General features: G+C 68.3%; 13 protein-coding genes. 1 reads left to right on the forward strand and 12 read right to left on the reverse strand.

All coding sequences use genetic code 11. The features are described 5' to 3' along the window. The first annotated feature begins 4 nt into the window (after positions 1-4). Positions 5-4402, forward strand: coding sequence for a MobF family relaxase (gene mobF / locus IGS68_RS29285; protein WP_201082663.1), 4398 nt, complete (start codon positions 5-7; stop codon positions 4400-4402). On the opposite strand, the gene IGS68_RS29290 is transcribed toward mobF, so the two are convergent. The 12 genes from IGS68_RS29290 to IGS68_RS29345 are packed head-to-tail and all read right to left on the reverse strand — an operon-like array spanning position 4399 to position 14257. Next, positions 4399-4803 (reverse strand): hypothetical protein, encoded by a 405-nt coding sequence (locus tag IGS68_RS29290; RefSeq protein ID WP_201082666.1) that lies wholly within the window; start codon positions 4801-4803, stop codon positions 4399-4401. The genes mobF and IGS68_RS29290 overlap by 4 nt on opposite strands. Beyond that, positions 4790-5323: a lytic transglycosylase domain-containing protein gene (locus IGS68_RS29295; protein WP_201082667.1), complete on the reverse strand. Its 534-nt coding sequence runs from the start codon at positions 5321-5323 to the stop codon at positions 4790-4792. The genes IGS68_RS29290 and IGS68_RS29295 overlap by 14 nt, the downstream gene beginning before the upstream one ends. Beyond that, the gene (locus IGS68_RS29300; protein WP_201082669.1) at positions 5323-5796 is read right to left on the reverse strand and encodes a hypothetical protein; all 474 of its coding nucleotides are present in this window, start codon (positions 5794-5796) and stop codon (positions 5323-5325) included. Before IGS68_RS29300 ends, IGS68_RS29295 begins: the two co-directional genes overlap by 1 nt. A gap of 1 nt (position 5797) precedes the next feature. Continuing rightward, positions 5798-5962 (reverse strand): hypothetical protein, encoded by a 165-nt coding sequence (locus IGS68_RS29305; RefSeq protein ID WP_201082671.1) that lies wholly within the window; start codon positions 5960-5962, stop codon positions 5798-5800. Between the two features lie 3 nt (positions 5963-5965). Next, positions 5966-6484, reverse strand: a complete 519-nt coding sequence (gene traF, locus IGS68_RS29310) for a conjugative transfer signal peptidase TraF (RefSeq protein ID WP_201082673.1) — start codon at positions 6482-6484, stop codon at positions 5966-5968. Next, complete coding sequence (locus tag IGS68_RS29315; protein WP_201082676.1) at positions 6481-8301, reverse strand: type IV secretory system conjugative DNA transfer family protein; 1821 nt, start codon at positions 8299-8301, stop codon at positions 6481-6483. Before IGS68_RS29315 ends, traF begins: the two co-directional genes overlap by 4 nt. Then, positions 8291-9532 (reverse strand): TraB/TrbI/VirB10 family type IV secretion system protein, encoded by a 1242-nt coding sequence (locus tag IGS68_RS29320; protein ID WP_201082678.1) that lies wholly within the window; start codon positions 9530-9532, stop codon positions 8291-8293. Before IGS68_RS29320 ends, IGS68_RS29315 begins: the two co-directional genes overlap by 11 nt. After that, entirely contained in the window at positions 9529-9945 is a 417-nt protein-coding gene (locus IGS68_RS29325) for a hypothetical protein (protein WP_201082680.1), read from the reverse strand. Before IGS68_RS29325 ends, IGS68_RS29320 begins: the two co-directional genes overlap by 4 nt. 2 nt (positions 9946-9947) lie before the next feature. After that, positions 9948-10961, reverse strand: a complete 1014-nt coding sequence (locus IGS68_RS29330; protein WP_201082682.1) for a TrbG/VirB9 family P-type conjugative transfer protein — start codon at positions 10959-10961, stop codon at positions 9948-9950. Between the two features lie 4 nt (positions 10962-10965). Then, on the reverse strand, positions 10966-11694 hold the full coding sequence (locus tag IGS68_RS29335) for a VirB8/TrbF family protein (protein ID WP_201082684.1): 729 nt from the start codon (positions 11692-11694) through the stop codon (positions 10966-10968). After that, entirely contained in the window at positions 11691-14045 is a 2355-nt protein-coding gene (trbL, locus tag IGS68_RS29340) for a P-type conjugative transfer protein TrbL (protein ID WP_201082686.1), read from the reverse strand. The genes IGS68_RS29335 and trbL overlap by 4 nt, the downstream gene beginning before the upstream one ends. Continuing rightward, a complete protein-coding gene (locus IGS68_RS29345; protein WP_201082688.1) occupies positions 14045-14257 on the reverse strand; it encodes a hypothetical protein in 213 nt (70 codons plus the stop codon). The genes trbL and IGS68_RS29345 overlap by 1 nt, the downstream gene beginning before the upstream one ends. Positions 14258-14260: the final 3 nt, after the last annotated feature.

Consider the following 14260-nt stretch of genomic DNA (forward strand, 5'->3'; position numbering starts at 1 on the left):
GCCGGTGCTGACCTATGCCACCATCGCCGCCGGAAAGCCGTCCGAGATGGCGCCGATGTCGCGGCACATGCTGACGCAGACCATCCCCAAGGAAGTGGCCGATCTGGCCCGCTATTACACGCGCGGCATGGAGGTGAAGGCGGATGAGGCGGTGCCACGGCACGACATGCACCCGCTTGCTGCGCGTGGCCTGGGCATCGATCCAGACAGGCCGGTGAGTCTGGAGCAGATCAACGCGCTACTGGCGGGCAGGCGGGCGGATGGTGAGAAGATCACGGGTAAGCGGTACGTTCCGGCGCGGGAATGGACGGATGAGAAGACCGGCGAGAAGAAAGAATCCATCCCCATTGGCAGCGTGGATTTCTGCCTGACGCCGGACAAGAGCGTGTCGGTGGCGTGGGCGTTCGGCACGCCGGCGGAACAGGCCGCGATCTACCAGGCGCACCGTGACGCCGCGCAGGACGCCACGCGCTACGTGGAACGGCACATCGCCTGGGCACGCAAAGGCGACGGCGGGAAAGGCGGGGCTGATCCGGGGCATGTCGGCTGGATCAGCTTCGACCATTTCACCAGCCGCCCGACGCTCTGGATCGCGCGGGACGAGAACGGCAGGCAGGTGACGGAGGCCGTGCCGGTGCAGGTGGCGGGCGATCCCGACCTGCACACGCACTTCACCGTCATGAACGCGGTGTTCTGCGAGAACGGGCGCGTCGGCTCGCTCGACCTCGACCGGCTGGACGGCTTCATTAAGGAGGCGGGGGCGCTGTATCAGGCGCATCTCGCCACCAACCTGCGCGGCTTGGGCGCCAATGTCGTGCTGGATCAGGATACGGGGTCGGCGCGGCTGAGCGCGATTCCCGAACATGTGCGCGACCATTTCAGCAAGAAGACGCTGAACGGCGAGGAAGCGGCGCGCAGCTTCGCCGCGGCACAGGGGCTGGACTGGGACGAGCTGTCGCCGGAGCGCCGCGCCGGTCTGCTGAAGGCGGGCGTGCAGGGCCTGCCGACCGGGCTGGATGACGAGACGCGGGCGAAGCTGCGCAAGGACGACATGGCCGACTTCGCCGAATGGCGGCGGCAGACGGACGAGCTGGACTGGAAGCATGAGACGGTGTTCACGCATGATTTAAACCGGTCGAAATCGACCGGTTTGGACTTCGGCGTGTCCCAAGATTTTGCATCAAATGATGCAGAAAAATGGGACAGGCCATCAACTCGGCAGCGCCTCGACCGGGCATACGTGGAAGCCCTGCATTGGTTCGAGAAAGAGATCGACCGCCGCGCCGTCGTCTCCGAGCATGAGGCCCGCACCGCCGCCGCCCGTGGGCTGATCGCCAGCGGCATCGACGATCACCGGGACATTGATCGCGTCATGGACGCCTTCCGCGAGCGCGGCGTGCGCCAGTACGGCGAGATGACGACGCTCATCTTCGGGCAGGAAGCGGGCAAGAAAGCCCGCAGCGTCACTACCGGCCTGCATGAGCGGCACGAACGGGAATTCATCAAGAAAGCCCGGACGGCCGCCGCGGATCGCTCGGCAGCGCTCCGTCCTGAACAGATCGACGCGGCGGTGGCGGCTTCCGGGCTGGACTTCACCAGCGACCACGGCCAGGCGCAGCTGGCCGCCATTCACCGGCTGGGCGAAGGCGGCAAGCTGGGTGTGATGGTCGGCGCGGCCGGGGCGGGCAAGAGCGCCCTGCTCCAGCCGCTGGTGTCGGCATGGCGGGATCAGGGCGACGAGGTGCACGGCATTGCGCTGGCATGGCGGCAGGCGGATGACCTGATCGACGCCGGCATCGACAAGGCGAACACCAGGGCGATCAGCGTCTTCCTCTCGGCGGTGGATCAAGGCACCGTCACGCTATCGGAACAATCCGTGGTCGTGGTCGACGAGCTGTCCCTGCTCGGCACCCGCCAAGGGCTGGAGCTGTTGCGCCTGCAGGCCGATCACGGGTTCCGGCTGGTGATGATCGGCGACGAACGGCAGGCGCAAGCGATCGAGGCGGGCCCGGTCATCGACCTGTTCCGCAAGGCGCTGGGCGACGAGGCCATTCCCGAAATCCTCACCACCATCCGCCAGCAGACCGAGCGGGAGCGCGACATCGCCGGGCTGTTCCGCGAGGGCAAGGCCGCGCTGGCGCTGGGCATGAAACGCGAGGACGGCACGGCGGAGCTGGTGGCGGGCGGCTACCGGGAGACGGCAGAGCGCGTGGCGGCACTGGTGCGCGAGCGGCTGGAAGCCAACGCCCACAATCCCGCCTTCAGCCTGACGGTCTCCGCGCCGACCAACATGGACGCGCACCAGCTGGGCATGGCGATCCGCGAGACGCGGCGGGCGATGGGGCAGGTCGGCCCGGATCTGGTGACGGTGCCCGCGGCCGACCGGGACGGCACGCCCTACGACCTTGCGCTGGCCAGGGGCGACAAGGTGCGGCTGTTCGCCAGCACGCGAGCGGACGGCGAGCGTGGCAGCATCGGGCGCAACGGCTCAATCCTCACCGTGCGCGACGCCAGCCGGCGAGGCGTGCGGCTGGCGACCGCCAAGGGGCGCGAGGGCTTCGTGTCGTGGAAGACGCTGGCAAAGGACGGACGGGTGCGGCTGGCCTACGGCGAGGTGCAGACCACGCACACGGCGCAGGGCTCGACCGCCAGCGAGCATATCTACGCCATGCCCGCCGGGACGAAGGCCGTGACGGGCTTCTCGGCCTACTCCAGCGGCACGCGGCACAGGCAGCGCTCGTTCATGGTGATCAGCGACGGCGCCGAGCGGGCGGAGGTGAAGGCGCGGCGTCCGCTGAACGACACGCGGATCATCGGGGAAGACGATGTCTGGGCCAACGCGGCGCGCAACCTGTCGCGCCAGCCGGTGAAGGCGACGGCGCTGGACTTCCTCGACAAGGCCAGCGGGATCGAGCGCGGGGCGGCGCGGGCGATGCAGCGCGGCCTGCAACGCATGGAACTGCGGCAGCGGCGTGGACAGGTCCGCTCGACCCTGCACACCCTCTTCCAGCGCGGCCGGGAGGCCGCTGCGGCGCGTCTGGTCGCCGAACGGCTGGACCAGGCGGCGGAGGCGCTGGAGCCCGTCTCGGCGCGTCTGGCGGACCTGGGCGAGCGCATCGGTGCGGCGGTGGAGCGCGGGGTGGCCGAGGTGAGGCAGCTGGCGTTGGACGAACGCAGCGGCGGGCCGGTTCCGAGATGGCCGAAAACAACCGGAGACGCTGGCGCGAAGAGGTGGGATCGTCTACGAGAAGTTGTGCCCCGTATCCCGAAACACCACATTGACGACCTCAAGCGCTCCGTGTCGCTCACGCACCTGATCGGCCAGACGGTGCCGCTCGACCGGCACGGTAAGGCACTGTGCCCCTTCCACGAAGAGAGGACGCCGAGCTTCCATGTGAACGAGCGGAAAGGCACGTTCACCTGCTACGGCTGCGGCGCACACGGCGACGCGGTGGACTGGCTGCAGCAGGGGCGCGGCCTGTCGTTCAAGGATGCGGTCGGCTATCTCGAAGGCCGCGCAGGCATCGAGCTGCCGCCGCCAGTGATCGTTCCCCAGACCACAAAAGAGCCAAGCTGGGTGCCGGTGTTCCCGGTGCCGGACGGTGTGCCCTCGCTGTTCAAGGGCGGCGGCTGGACGGCGGAGGTGTTCAATCCGAAGGCCGCTGAACTGGGCCGGGACCGGGTCAGCAAAGCCTACCGACCGGCGCATGTGGCTGAATACCGAGACAGCGCCGGGCAGCTGGCGGGCTACGTGCTGCGCGTCGAGCATGCGGACGGCGGCAAGTTCACGCCGCAGGTGACGTGGGCAGTACCGGCGGCGGAAAAGGACGCCGATCCGCTGGCGGCGGGCCGGTGGTGCCTGATCTCGATGGACGGGCCGCGGCCGCTCTACCATGCCGAGGCGCTGGCGCGGCACCCGGATCGGCCCGTCCTCGTCGTCATGGGCGAGAAGAAGGCCGACGCGCTGCAGAAGGTGCTGGGCGACGGCGCTGTGGTAGTCAGCTGGGCCGGGGGCGACAACGGCCGGTCGCTGGCCGACTGGTCGGTGCTGAAAGGCCGGGACGTCACGATCTGGCCGGATGCGGACCGGAGCGGCAAGGCGGCGGCGGTGGGCGAGAAGGATCGGGACGGCCGGCCGAAACCGGGCGTCTGCCATTATGCCGAGATGGCCGGAGCCGCGTCGGTGAAGGTGGTCGTGCCGCCATCGAAGGCTCCGAAAGGCTGGGACGCGGGCGACATGATCACCGCCGGAGCGGACCGCCGGCTGATCGAAACCTTCGTGGCCGAGCGGGCAGTGGAGCCGCAGCGGGCGGCACGGGCGTTCGAGCGGCAGGAACTGGAGGCGGCGGCGAAAGAGCCGCAAGCGCCGGAGAGAGAACAGGGCGTGGGGATAGGGCTTTAACGTCGCACCATCATCGGACGCCGCTTGTATGCCTCCCGCCGTGCGACGCGGTTCGGCTCATAAGGATGATAAGGGGCCTCTTCCGTGACCGTTGCCGCCTTGGGTTTGCTGAACAGCGCCCGCCCTGCCCCGCCTACCATGGCCGCCAGCAGGTTCACGCCGATCACTGCCCCGATCAGCAGCCCCACTGCTTGCCAGAAGAACACGCCCGCCTGCGCGTTGCCGTTCACCTGCCAGTCGTAGAGGAAGACGCCGGAGAACACCATGCCGCCCAGTGCCAGTCCCCCCAGCACGAGGAACAGCCCGAACACTGCCACGCTGGCGAGCAGGGTGAACACCGTGCCGATGGCAAGCGCCACCTGCATGACGATGAACCCGATCAGCCTACTAATTATCCGCATGTTGAACTCCCGGCCAATGAACAGCCGCGCTTCCAAGATAAGGATTGTTCGCTTCTGTTTCCATTGGCGCAACATTCAATGCGGGCACCTGCCCGTAATATTTGGCGATGTACTTCGCCCCCCGGGTCAGGCTGCCGGTGTTGTAGGCCGACAGGGCCGCCTGCAACGCGCGCTGTCCCGGCCCGTGCAGCTTGACCGCCCGCGCGTAGCCTTCCGACAGGATCGCTGCCCCGGCGCGCAGGTTGGCGCAGGGTTCCAGCACCTGCTCGACGGTGAGACCGAGCGCGGGGAGGTTGACGCTGTTCACCTGAACAAGGCCCAAGTCCACCGTGCGCCCCTTCGCCATCCACTCATAAGCAATGCGGGCGGCTTCCTCCCTGGTCTTCGGCAGGACCGGCTGCACCTTGACGCCGTTGACGTTCAGCGCCAGCGGGTTGCCGCCGGACTCCACGCGGATGATCGCCTCCATCGTGGAGACGGCGACGTTCGGGGCGCATTCCAGCGCGAGTTCCGCCCACATCAGAGGCCAAGCCCCTCCTCGTGACCGCGCTCCCACTCGCGCTGCTGCTCAATGTTGTGCTCCATCATCACGTAGTATCCCGCGTTGCGGGCGTCTTCCGGCGTGACGAAGGTCTCGCTGCTCCAGCCAGTCTCGCTCGATCCGCCGAGCAGCGACGTCTCCACGGCGTAGTGATAGCCGTCCCCGTCCTGACCGACATTCACCCGTGTCTCGGTGCGTCCGTCATCCTGCATATGCCAGTCGCCCAGCTCGACGATCCGCATGGGGTCGTCGAGATCGTCTTCCAGCCCGATCTGCTCCCACTCGGCCAGCGTCATGCCGGACTGGATGAACTCGCGGTCCTCCACCGACAATTCCGGCATCACGTCCTGGATGAGCCCGCCCTGCTGCCAGCGCTCAAGCTGCTCCTGGGTAACCGGAATGTCGCGGGTGCGGGTGATGCCGGAGGCGAGGCTGGTGCGCGTGATGTCCACATCATTTCTCCTCGGCCGTGGCGGTGAGTTCGGGGGCCGGGCCGAGCGCCTTCAGTGCCCACAGCACTTCAAGGGCGGATCGGTCGGAGTCCATGATGGCCTGATAGCGCTCGTGCCACTCGCGCAGGGCAGCGGCATGATCGGGCGTCTGAAGCGTGTCTTGCATGGCTTAGGGTTCCCATATCAGCAGAGGACGGGCGGCGCCCTGCACCACGGCGAGCGGCAGCGGCCCGAAGTACCGGCTGTCGAAGCTGCGACGGTCGCGGGTGGCGAGGATCCAGAGGGTGCCGGGCTGGACCACGTACCGGCCGGGGGGTACGGCGGTGATGGGGCAGCCCGCCGTGTCGGTCACCAGCGAGGCGCTGCCGTGCACGGGGCGGCCGTTGACGGCCAGGCCTGACGGCGTGACGGTGACGGTGTCGCCTTCCAGCGCTAGCACGGTCTTCAGCAGCGGCTCAGCATCGCCGGAACAGGTGCCGCTGCCGACATACCCCCGGCTCCTTGCCATGGTGGCCACAGCATTCGGCAGGCAGACCGTGACGGCATCGCCGGTCCTGAACGAGGGCGTGGTATCCACCCACCAGAACCCCAGCGGCATGGACGCCGAAACATTCAGTCGAAGGTGGTCCTGCGCCGCCAGCATGACGGCAGCGGCAGCGAGGGCCGAAAGGGCAAGACCGCATTTCAAGGGTTTCCTCCTGTGGCCGCCGGGATCGACACCCGACGCACGAACTCGGGATCGCGGAAGAACAGGCTCTGGACCGCCAGCACCGGCGGATGACCGGCGGCGAACACCAGCACGTGACCGGCCTCGACGATCCGGCCCGCGCCGTCCTTCCGCGGTGCTTTCAGCCGCATCACCTCGTCGGGCGTGATCAGCGGGCGGGACACGGTGCGGAAGCTGCGGGTGGTGTTCTTCTTCATCGAGCCGGGCGCGCCGCTCTCGGTCACGTCCTCGACCACCACCGTCGCATTGCCGCTCAGGTCCGACAGCCATTCGGCGGTCCGGTAGTTCGTCGGCGCGTAGGCCGCCTTGATGTGGCAGTGGCTAGTGATCGTCTCGTTCGGACCGTATTCGGCAATGATCTGCTCGCGGTCCTGCACCAGCAGATACGCCTTGATGCCGTAACCCGCCGACTTCGACAGGGCTTCCTGCACGGCCTCCATGCGGCGGAGTGACGCGAACTCGTCGATCAGCACCAGCAGCCGGTGGCGGTGCGGGGCGACCGGCTGGCCATTCTCAAAGCGCATGTCGGCGGAGAGCAGGCGGCCGAACATCATGGTCAGGAACAGCCGCACCAGCGGGCGCAGGCGCAGCTTGTCCTCGCCGCGCGTGACGATGTAGAGCGTCACCGGATCGGGGCCGTTCATCAACTCGTCCAGCCGAAAATCCGACCGGCTGGTGTTGCGCGCCACGATGGGATCGCGGAACAGGCGCAGCATCAGCGACGCGGTAGAGTGGATGCCCGACCGTTCGCGTACGTCCTTGTTCATCATGTCCTGCCCGACGGCGGCGATCTGCGGGTGCGGCTGGCTGCCCAGATGCCGGTTCGTCCGCATCGCCTCGTAGAGCTGGTCGCGGCCGCGCTGGGGATCGTTCAGGGCGTGCAGGACATCGGCAAGGCTGGCGGTTTGGCCGCTGGCCCGGCGCTCGTAGCAGACATGCAGCGCCACTCCGTTCAGCGTCACGGCGGCGCTGGGCTTCCAGTGATCGAACAGTCCGGTCCCTTCCGGATCGACCACCATCTCCATCACGTTGGCGATGTCGCGCGTCTCGTACTCGGTGCTAAGCCGCACCTCGCCGAGGAAGTTAAAGGCGACCGTGCGATCCGCCGTACCGGGCTCCCAGCGCAGCACGCGGTTGCCGCCCTCGGTGCCGCGCCATCCAGCGGTCGCCTCGAAGATTTCGCCCTTCTCGTCGTAGACCACGGCGGAGTGCGGCCAGGTAGTCAGGGTGGGAATGACCAGCCCGACCAGCTTGCCGGAGCGAATTGGCCCCAGCGCCAGCACATGCTCCGGCCCGTTATGGCGGAGGTAGTGCAGCGTGCCGTCCCGCGCCTCCCATGCGCCGCAATAGACGCCCGCGCCGCGCTGGTCCTTCTCCGGCAGCAGCCCGGCATGGCGCAGGTCGGCGTCGGTGCCGAAGCGGGCGGTGCCGTGCACGTCCTCGTGGCGCTTCGGCTTGCGGCGGCTCGACTGGCTGACGCCGCCGAGCAGCACCAGAGTGGCCAGCGCGCCGCCGCCGTACAGACCGAGATCGAGCCAGGCGAAGGTTTGGGGCGCGGCAGTCTCGAACTGTTGTCGCCACTGCCACCAGCGCCACGGCGGATACAGGTTCGCCACGACGGGCGGCCCCAGCGCCGGGTGATAGGACAGGTGCCACGCGACGAACTGCGTGGCGGCGACGTTGACGCCGAGCGCCACGCCGGTCAGCCCCCCCAGCGCGATCAGCGCCCGGCGCCTGGCCTGTCCCCAAACTGGGGCAGAGGCGAGGCTACTGACCATAGCGCACCGCCATGCGTGACTGGCCGGGAACGGTCGAGGGCGACCACGGCCTTGCAAAGGCGATATCCTTCGTGATCATGATCGTGAAGGGATAGCCGTTGCGGATGCGGTTGGTCGGCGGGATGTCAAGCCCGCGGCGGGCGAACTCCTGCCCGAGCTGGCCAAGCTGCTGGCCCATGGACGAAGCCACCGTCTGGCCGGGGCTGTAGTTCTCCCCCTGGCTGGCCTGCGGCTGCGACAGCTGGGTGCCGGCGGAGAACAGCGACAGCAGGATCGCGTTGCCGAAAATCTGCAGGTAATGGTGATCCGTCTGGTCCTGGAACCCGGCGTAGCCTTCCTGATCCGACCCGGGCATGCGGCCGAGGTCGAGGCTCTCCGAGCCGGGAGCCGGGTAGATGACGCGCTGCCAGCCGACCACCACGCGGTTCTGACCATAGGCCACCGCGTTGTCATAGACGCCGACCAGCGTGGAGCCTTGCGGGATCAGGATGTGCATGCCCGTGGCATGGTCGTAGACGTTCTGCGACACGACGGCCTTGATGATGCCCGGACCTTCCGAGTTCAGGCCGGAGACCATGCGCCCGGAGATGATATCGCCCGCCTTCAGCTCGTAGGCGCTGATCGGCGCCGTCACGGTGTAGGGCGAATAGTCGGTGTCGGGCGAGGCTCCGTTAGCGGACAGGAACGATTGCTGGTGCTGGGCGACCGTCTGCGGCGTCTCGCCCCCCTGCCCTATCCCCGGCACGGAAGGCATCGCGGGCGGCGACGCGAAGCCGCTGCCGCCCTGCCCGGCCGCAGCCTGCTCCACGGCGGACGGGCCGGAGAGCGCCGCGACCAGGGCGTCACGCCGGCGTTTCTGCGTCTCGGCCAGCTGCTGGTAGTAGTCCTGCCACGCGCGCCGTCGCGCCTCGATCGCCATCTCGGTCATGTCGGGATCGACCGGCCCGGTGGGCTGCGGCGCGCGCAGTGGAACAGCCTCTACCGATTGGGCCGGCGGCACGTAGGCGATCGACTCGCCGTCCGGCGCGCGGGCCAGCACGTCGTCGGCGCTGGACGGGAACTGCACGGGCGGCACGATCTCCTCCGGGTGCGGCTCCTCGTTCGCCTGTAGGATGGTGTAGGCGGCCACCGACACGATCAGCGCCGCCGCACCGCCGCCGAGCATTGCGGGCAGGCGGTTCAGCCGGCGCACACCGCGGGCGGCGGGCTTCAGAGTGGCAGGCCCGGTCACGGCTCGACACTCAGCACGGTGAAGGGATAGCCGAATTCCAGCCGGCCATTGGGGCGGCGGCGGACGACGGTGGAGACCTCCTGCTCGTCGATCATCATGCGCACCAGCACGTCGCGCCCGTAGGGGCCGACCTCGTAGCGCACCTGCTGGACGTTGGGACCGGTGCGATTCACGAGCTGATAGCCCTGGTCGTAGAGCGCGTCGTGGAGAGCTTTCGACAAGGCGGTCTGGCGGTTCGGCGCGACGAGATGGACGGGGCGGGCGTAGTCCAGCCCGCTGAGTAGGCTCTCCTTCATCAGCCAGGACACATAGGTGACCTCGTTGGCGGGCAGCTCGCCGCTCTCGCTCTTCAGCGGCGACGTGGCGCAGGCAGAAAGCAGGACGGCGCAGACGCAAAAGGCAGGAAAACGCATGTTCAGCCTCCGATGGCTTTGACAGTGACGATCCGCTGGCCGGAGCCGATGCCGTCGACCAGCTCGAAATGCGTCAGCAGGCCGTCCACCACGAAGCGGTGGTTGACGAAGCGCATGTTGACCATCTGGCGGGTGGGATCGCTGAACCAGGAGCCCTCCTCCACCACCGCCAGCAGGGCGGGGAGGTTGTGCGAGCCGATGTCGGCGGGCAGCTCGACGCAGGTCTTCTGGCCGACCGGGGTGGAGACGGCGAACACCTGCACCGGCCGGAACGGCGCTTCGCCGCTGATCCGGTAGCTTGCTGGCGGCGTGGTCGGCGGCTGGTCGCACGGGCTGACGGGAGCCTGCGGCTGCCCGGCGACATACTCGGCCCAGGATTTGCGGGTCTTGTCGGCGGGGTAATCGAACGCGACCAGCGGCATGTAGTCGCGTTCGCGCGAGGTAAGCTGGAGGGAATAGGTCCGGCGATCGGTCTGCACGATCATGTTGGTGGTCAGACCGACGTCGGACGGCTTGACGATGATATGCGTGGTCTGGCTGCCGTTCGCCCCGCTGCGGCCCGGCTCCGCCGTCCAGCGGTGATCGGCGAGGAAAGGCGGCGAGGTGACGGTCTCCCCGGCCTCCAGCGCGATGTCACAGACATGCAGCGGGGCGCACACGATGACCGGCTCACCCTGCCCGTACTGGAAATAGACGACGCCGTCGGCACCCAGGCTGGGAGTGGCCGACTGGCGGCGCCAGCGCCCCGCCTGCCGGATGCCTTCGCGCTCCTTCCGGGTGATCGGCTTCTCCGGCGACAGCACCGGCACCCGCGGCGGCGGCTGGCGCGGGACCTGCAGCACCGGGATCTGGTCCGGTGGCAAGCTGCGCGGATCGCCGTCCCTCACCGGCGGCAGCGGGAAAGCCGGGAACGCCGAACCCCCGGAGTAGGACGGCTGGAGAGGGGGGATGTCCTGGGCGAGCGCTCCCGATGACAGGAGAAGGCCCAACCCCGCCACGAGGAGCAGCGATCGCATGGCGTCAGCTCCCCCGCTTGGTCCAGGAATAGTTCACGACGTAGATGCCCGCCGGGTTGCTCTGCACTTCCGACGCCGTGCGCGGCGGCGTCACGACGAACGTCACGGTGGCCTGCCACGGCTCGTGGCTGATGACGGTGCCGTCGCGGGCCGAGACGGTCTCGGTCCATTCCAGCCGCCAGGTCTTGCGGCCTTCCTGATCGCCGTCGCTGACCGGCAGCGCCGACTGGTTGGAGACGGCGACGGTTTCCTTGCGCGCCCGCTCGAAGGGATCGGCGGCGCGGTACATCTCGCCCAGCGCCTGCGCCGCGGCGCTCTGCTTGGCCGTCATGGCGTAGGCGTCGAGGATGAGGGCCTTCAGCGCCTTCACGTCGGTATAGACGGTGCGGACGTTGCGCACCCAGCGCTTCAGGTCGGCGGCCACCTGCGCGTGGTCGGGGTTCTCGGCTTTCTCGACCGAGCGCACCGCCACCACGTCGCCGAGACCGTCGCGCACGACCACGAACGGCACCACCTTGCTCTGGATGCCCTGATAGACGTTGCCGAGCATGGAGGCGGACCCCACGAGCAGCGTCAGGACGAACATGCGCTTCCAGGTCCGCTCGCGGGCGATGGCGTCCCCGATCCGCTCGTCCCATTCCTGACGGCCGCGCTTGTAGATCTCGGTCAGCGGATCGCCGGATGCGAGGGTGACCGGCTCCTCCCGCCCGGTCTTGCGGAACATGACGTTCATGGCGTGCCGCCTTTCTTCGTAGCAGAAGCTTGGGTCTTCATGTCCTCGGCCATGCGCCAGGAGGCGTGGCCGAAGCGGTTGCGGCCGACCATGCGCTGGCCGACATCGTGGGCGGCGGCGGTGCCGAGATTGCGCGCCATCAGGCCGGTGGTCATGGCGGCGCGCTGGGCGAAGCTGGGCGACTGTCCGCCGGTCTGGCCGCGCTGCGCGATCTGTGCCTGGGACAGCTGATAGGCGGCCTTGGCGGCCATCCCCGAGCCCGCCAGCCCGGCGGCCACCGCGCCGGCGGCCGCGGCCACCGTGGCGGCGGTGTGCCCCAGATGCCCGCTGGAATAGGTCGACACGCCCATGATCATGTCCTGCGCCCGCTGGGGCAGGATCTCGGCCAGCCGCCACATGACAATCGGCGCGCCGAGCAGGATGCCGATGGTGGTCCAGTTCATCGCCCCGGCGGTGGCGACCGTGGTCGCCCAGCCCGTGATGATGCCCTGCGCCAGTCCGACGATCAGCTGGAGGACGAAGCGTTTTGCGCCGACCGAGATGGCGTAACGGAACTGCGCGATGGCGTAGTCGCGCGTGAAGGCCGAGCCGCCGAAGCCCATCATGATGATGCCCGCGTAGGCGACGAAGGCCGACTCCACCAGCACCTCGATCAGCTTGGCCGCGATGATGGCGTAGATGCAGATGTTGATGATGCCCGCCAGCACGAGCAGCGTGGACAGGCCCGGATTGGTGATGGTGATGCCGTTCCAGATGATCTGCCCCATGTTCAGGCCCGAGGCGAAGATGTCGGAGGGCGACAAGTTGGTCATGCCGCCGCCGGCGGTGCTGGCCCGGTTGGCCGCCTCGCCGAAGCTCGCCACGATGGCCAGCACGAAATCCGCCGAGTTGATCAGCAGCCAGTAGAAGAAGCCGATGGTCACGACCTGCATGACGGCGATTTCCAGCAGGTCGGCGAAGTCGACCCGGCGGGCGAGCGCGCGGCCGACCACCCAGGCGACCTCGATCCCGGCGAGGACGGCAAACAGGTCGAGCGCCAGCCCCTGCAGCGTGGTGCGCCACAGGCTCGCCTGCCCGGTGAAGGTCTCGACGATACCGTTCAGCACGCCCGGCCCGAGTGGGGTGGCCTGCGACAGCACGACCGCGTTGGAAATGTTCGTCAGGACCGTGGAGGGCGGCGCGGGGGCTGGCGGTGCGGGCGGCTGGACGGGCGGCGAATAGACGACCTGCGGCGTGCCGGGAGATGGAGCGGTCGGCATGTCAGGGATAGGCGGCAGGGCGGGAGGCATGGCCACCGTACCAGGATCGGGCTGCGGCGGCAGGGGTGCTGCCGGATCACCCGCGACCGGCACGCCGGGCGTGATCGGAACGCCAGGAGTGGATGGCGGCGCGACGATCGGCGTCGTCAGGTCGCCCGCCCCAGCATCGGCCACCGTGACGGTGTTGTTCCGCACCGTGTTGTCGTGGCTGGCGATCGCGCCCGACCAGAACACGTTGCGGCCATTGCTGACCGTGCCGTTCAGGTCGTTGCCCTCCATGGTGATGCCGGTGGCGCTGATGAGCCGCACGTTGCCGTTAATGACGTTGCCCGTCACCGTGCTGTCGCGCGCCTCGTCCCCACCCTTGAACTGCGGCGACATGCGGTCCCAGCGGGTATCGCGGCTGTCGCCGTACCCGCCGTTGGAGATCTGCACGTCGGCATCGATGTCGAACAGGTTGCCGGTGATCTCGAAGTTATGCGATCCGGCCTTGTAGGTGAGGCCGCTGTTCCCCGCCCTGCCCTTCACGGTGTTGTTGGCGATGACCATGTCCTGCACGGACACGTTATCCATCGCCTCCTCTTTCCACGTACCGTCGAAGAGGTTGCCGAGGATCATGTTGCCCGCGGCGCCCTCCATGAACTTCACGCCGTCGTTTGCGGTGCCGGTGATGCGGTTGCCGACGATGGCAACGCCGGTGGCGGGCCGGGTGAACGGGCCGCCGATATGGACCACGTTCAGATCGGCGTCGCCCTTGTAGCTTCCCTGCAGCGTGAAGCCCTGGACGGTGACGTTGGAAACGCCCCAGGCGCTGACCGTATGACCGTCCGCCGGGCCGACGATGGTGGCCCCGAGCGGGTTTTTCGCCTGAATGGTGATCGGCGCGTTCGCGGAGCCGTAGACGCCGGAGAGCGACAAGGTGCCGCGATAGGTGCCGTCATTGACGATGATCTTATCACCGGCTTGGGCGCGGCTTACCGCGGCCTGCAGCGGCTTGATGGTGCCGCCCGCGTCCGGCGAGACGGTGATGGTTTCCGCGCCTGCGGATGCTGGCCAGAGCAGCAGCGCGAGGGCGAGGACGAGGCGGCGCATCAGTAGCGCTTCCCCTGATCCATTGGCGGCGGGGGAGCCTCCATGAAGCGGCGCATCGGCTCATCGCTGAGCGGCGAGGAGGTCGTGACCGAGCATTCGGCGGTGGCCTTCACCGCCTGATAGGTCACCAGCCCGCCGACGGCGAAGCAGAGCATCCCGCCGAACACGAGTTGGAGCAGGTTGACGGTGACGGTGTGCATGTGGGTCTGCATGGC

The organism is Skermanella sp. TT6 (genome assembly GCF_016653635.2).
In the GTDB taxonomy this organism is placed as follows: Bacteria; Pseudomonadota; Alphaproteobacteria; order Azospirillales; family Azospirillaceae; genus Skermanella; species Skermanella cutis.

Coding starts and splice junctions, on each gene's coding strand:
- IGS68_RS29290 (WP_201082666.1), bottom strand. CDS start 4,803: ATGCGGATAATTAGTAGGCTGATCGGGTTCATCGTCATGCAGGTGGCG.
- IGS68_RS29295 (WP_201082667.1), bottom strand. CDS start 5,323: ATGTGGGCGGAACTCGCGCTGGAATGCGCCCCGAACGTCGCCGTCTCC.
- IGS68_RS29345 (WP_201082688.1), bottom strand. CDS start 14,257: ATGCAGACCCACATGCACACCGTCACCGTCAACCTGCTCCAACTCGTG.
- IGS68_RS29325 (WP_201082680.1), bottom strand. CDS start 9,945: ATGCGTTTTCCTGCCTTTTGCGTCTGCGCCGTCCTGCTTTCTGCCTGC.
- IGS68_RS29305 (WP_201082671.1), bottom strand. CDS start 5,962: ATGCAAGACACGCTTCAGACGCCCGATCATGCCGCTGCCCTGCGCGAG.
- IGS68_RS29335 (WP_201082684.1), bottom strand. CDS start 11,694: ATGAACGTCATGTTCCGCAAGACCGGGCGGGAGGAGCCGGTCACCCTC.
- trbL (WP_201082686.1), bottom strand. CDS start 14,045: ATGCGCCGCCTCGTCCTCGCCCTCGCGCTGCTGCTCTGGCCAGCATCC.
- IGS68_RS29315 (WP_201082676.1), bottom strand. CDS start 8,301: ATGGTCAGTAGCCTCGCCTCTGCCCCAGTTTGGGGACAGGCCAGGCGC.
- IGS68_RS29330 (WP_201082682.1), bottom strand. CDS start 10,961: ATGCGATCGCTGCTCCTCGTGGCGGGGTTGGGCCTTCTCCTGTCATCG.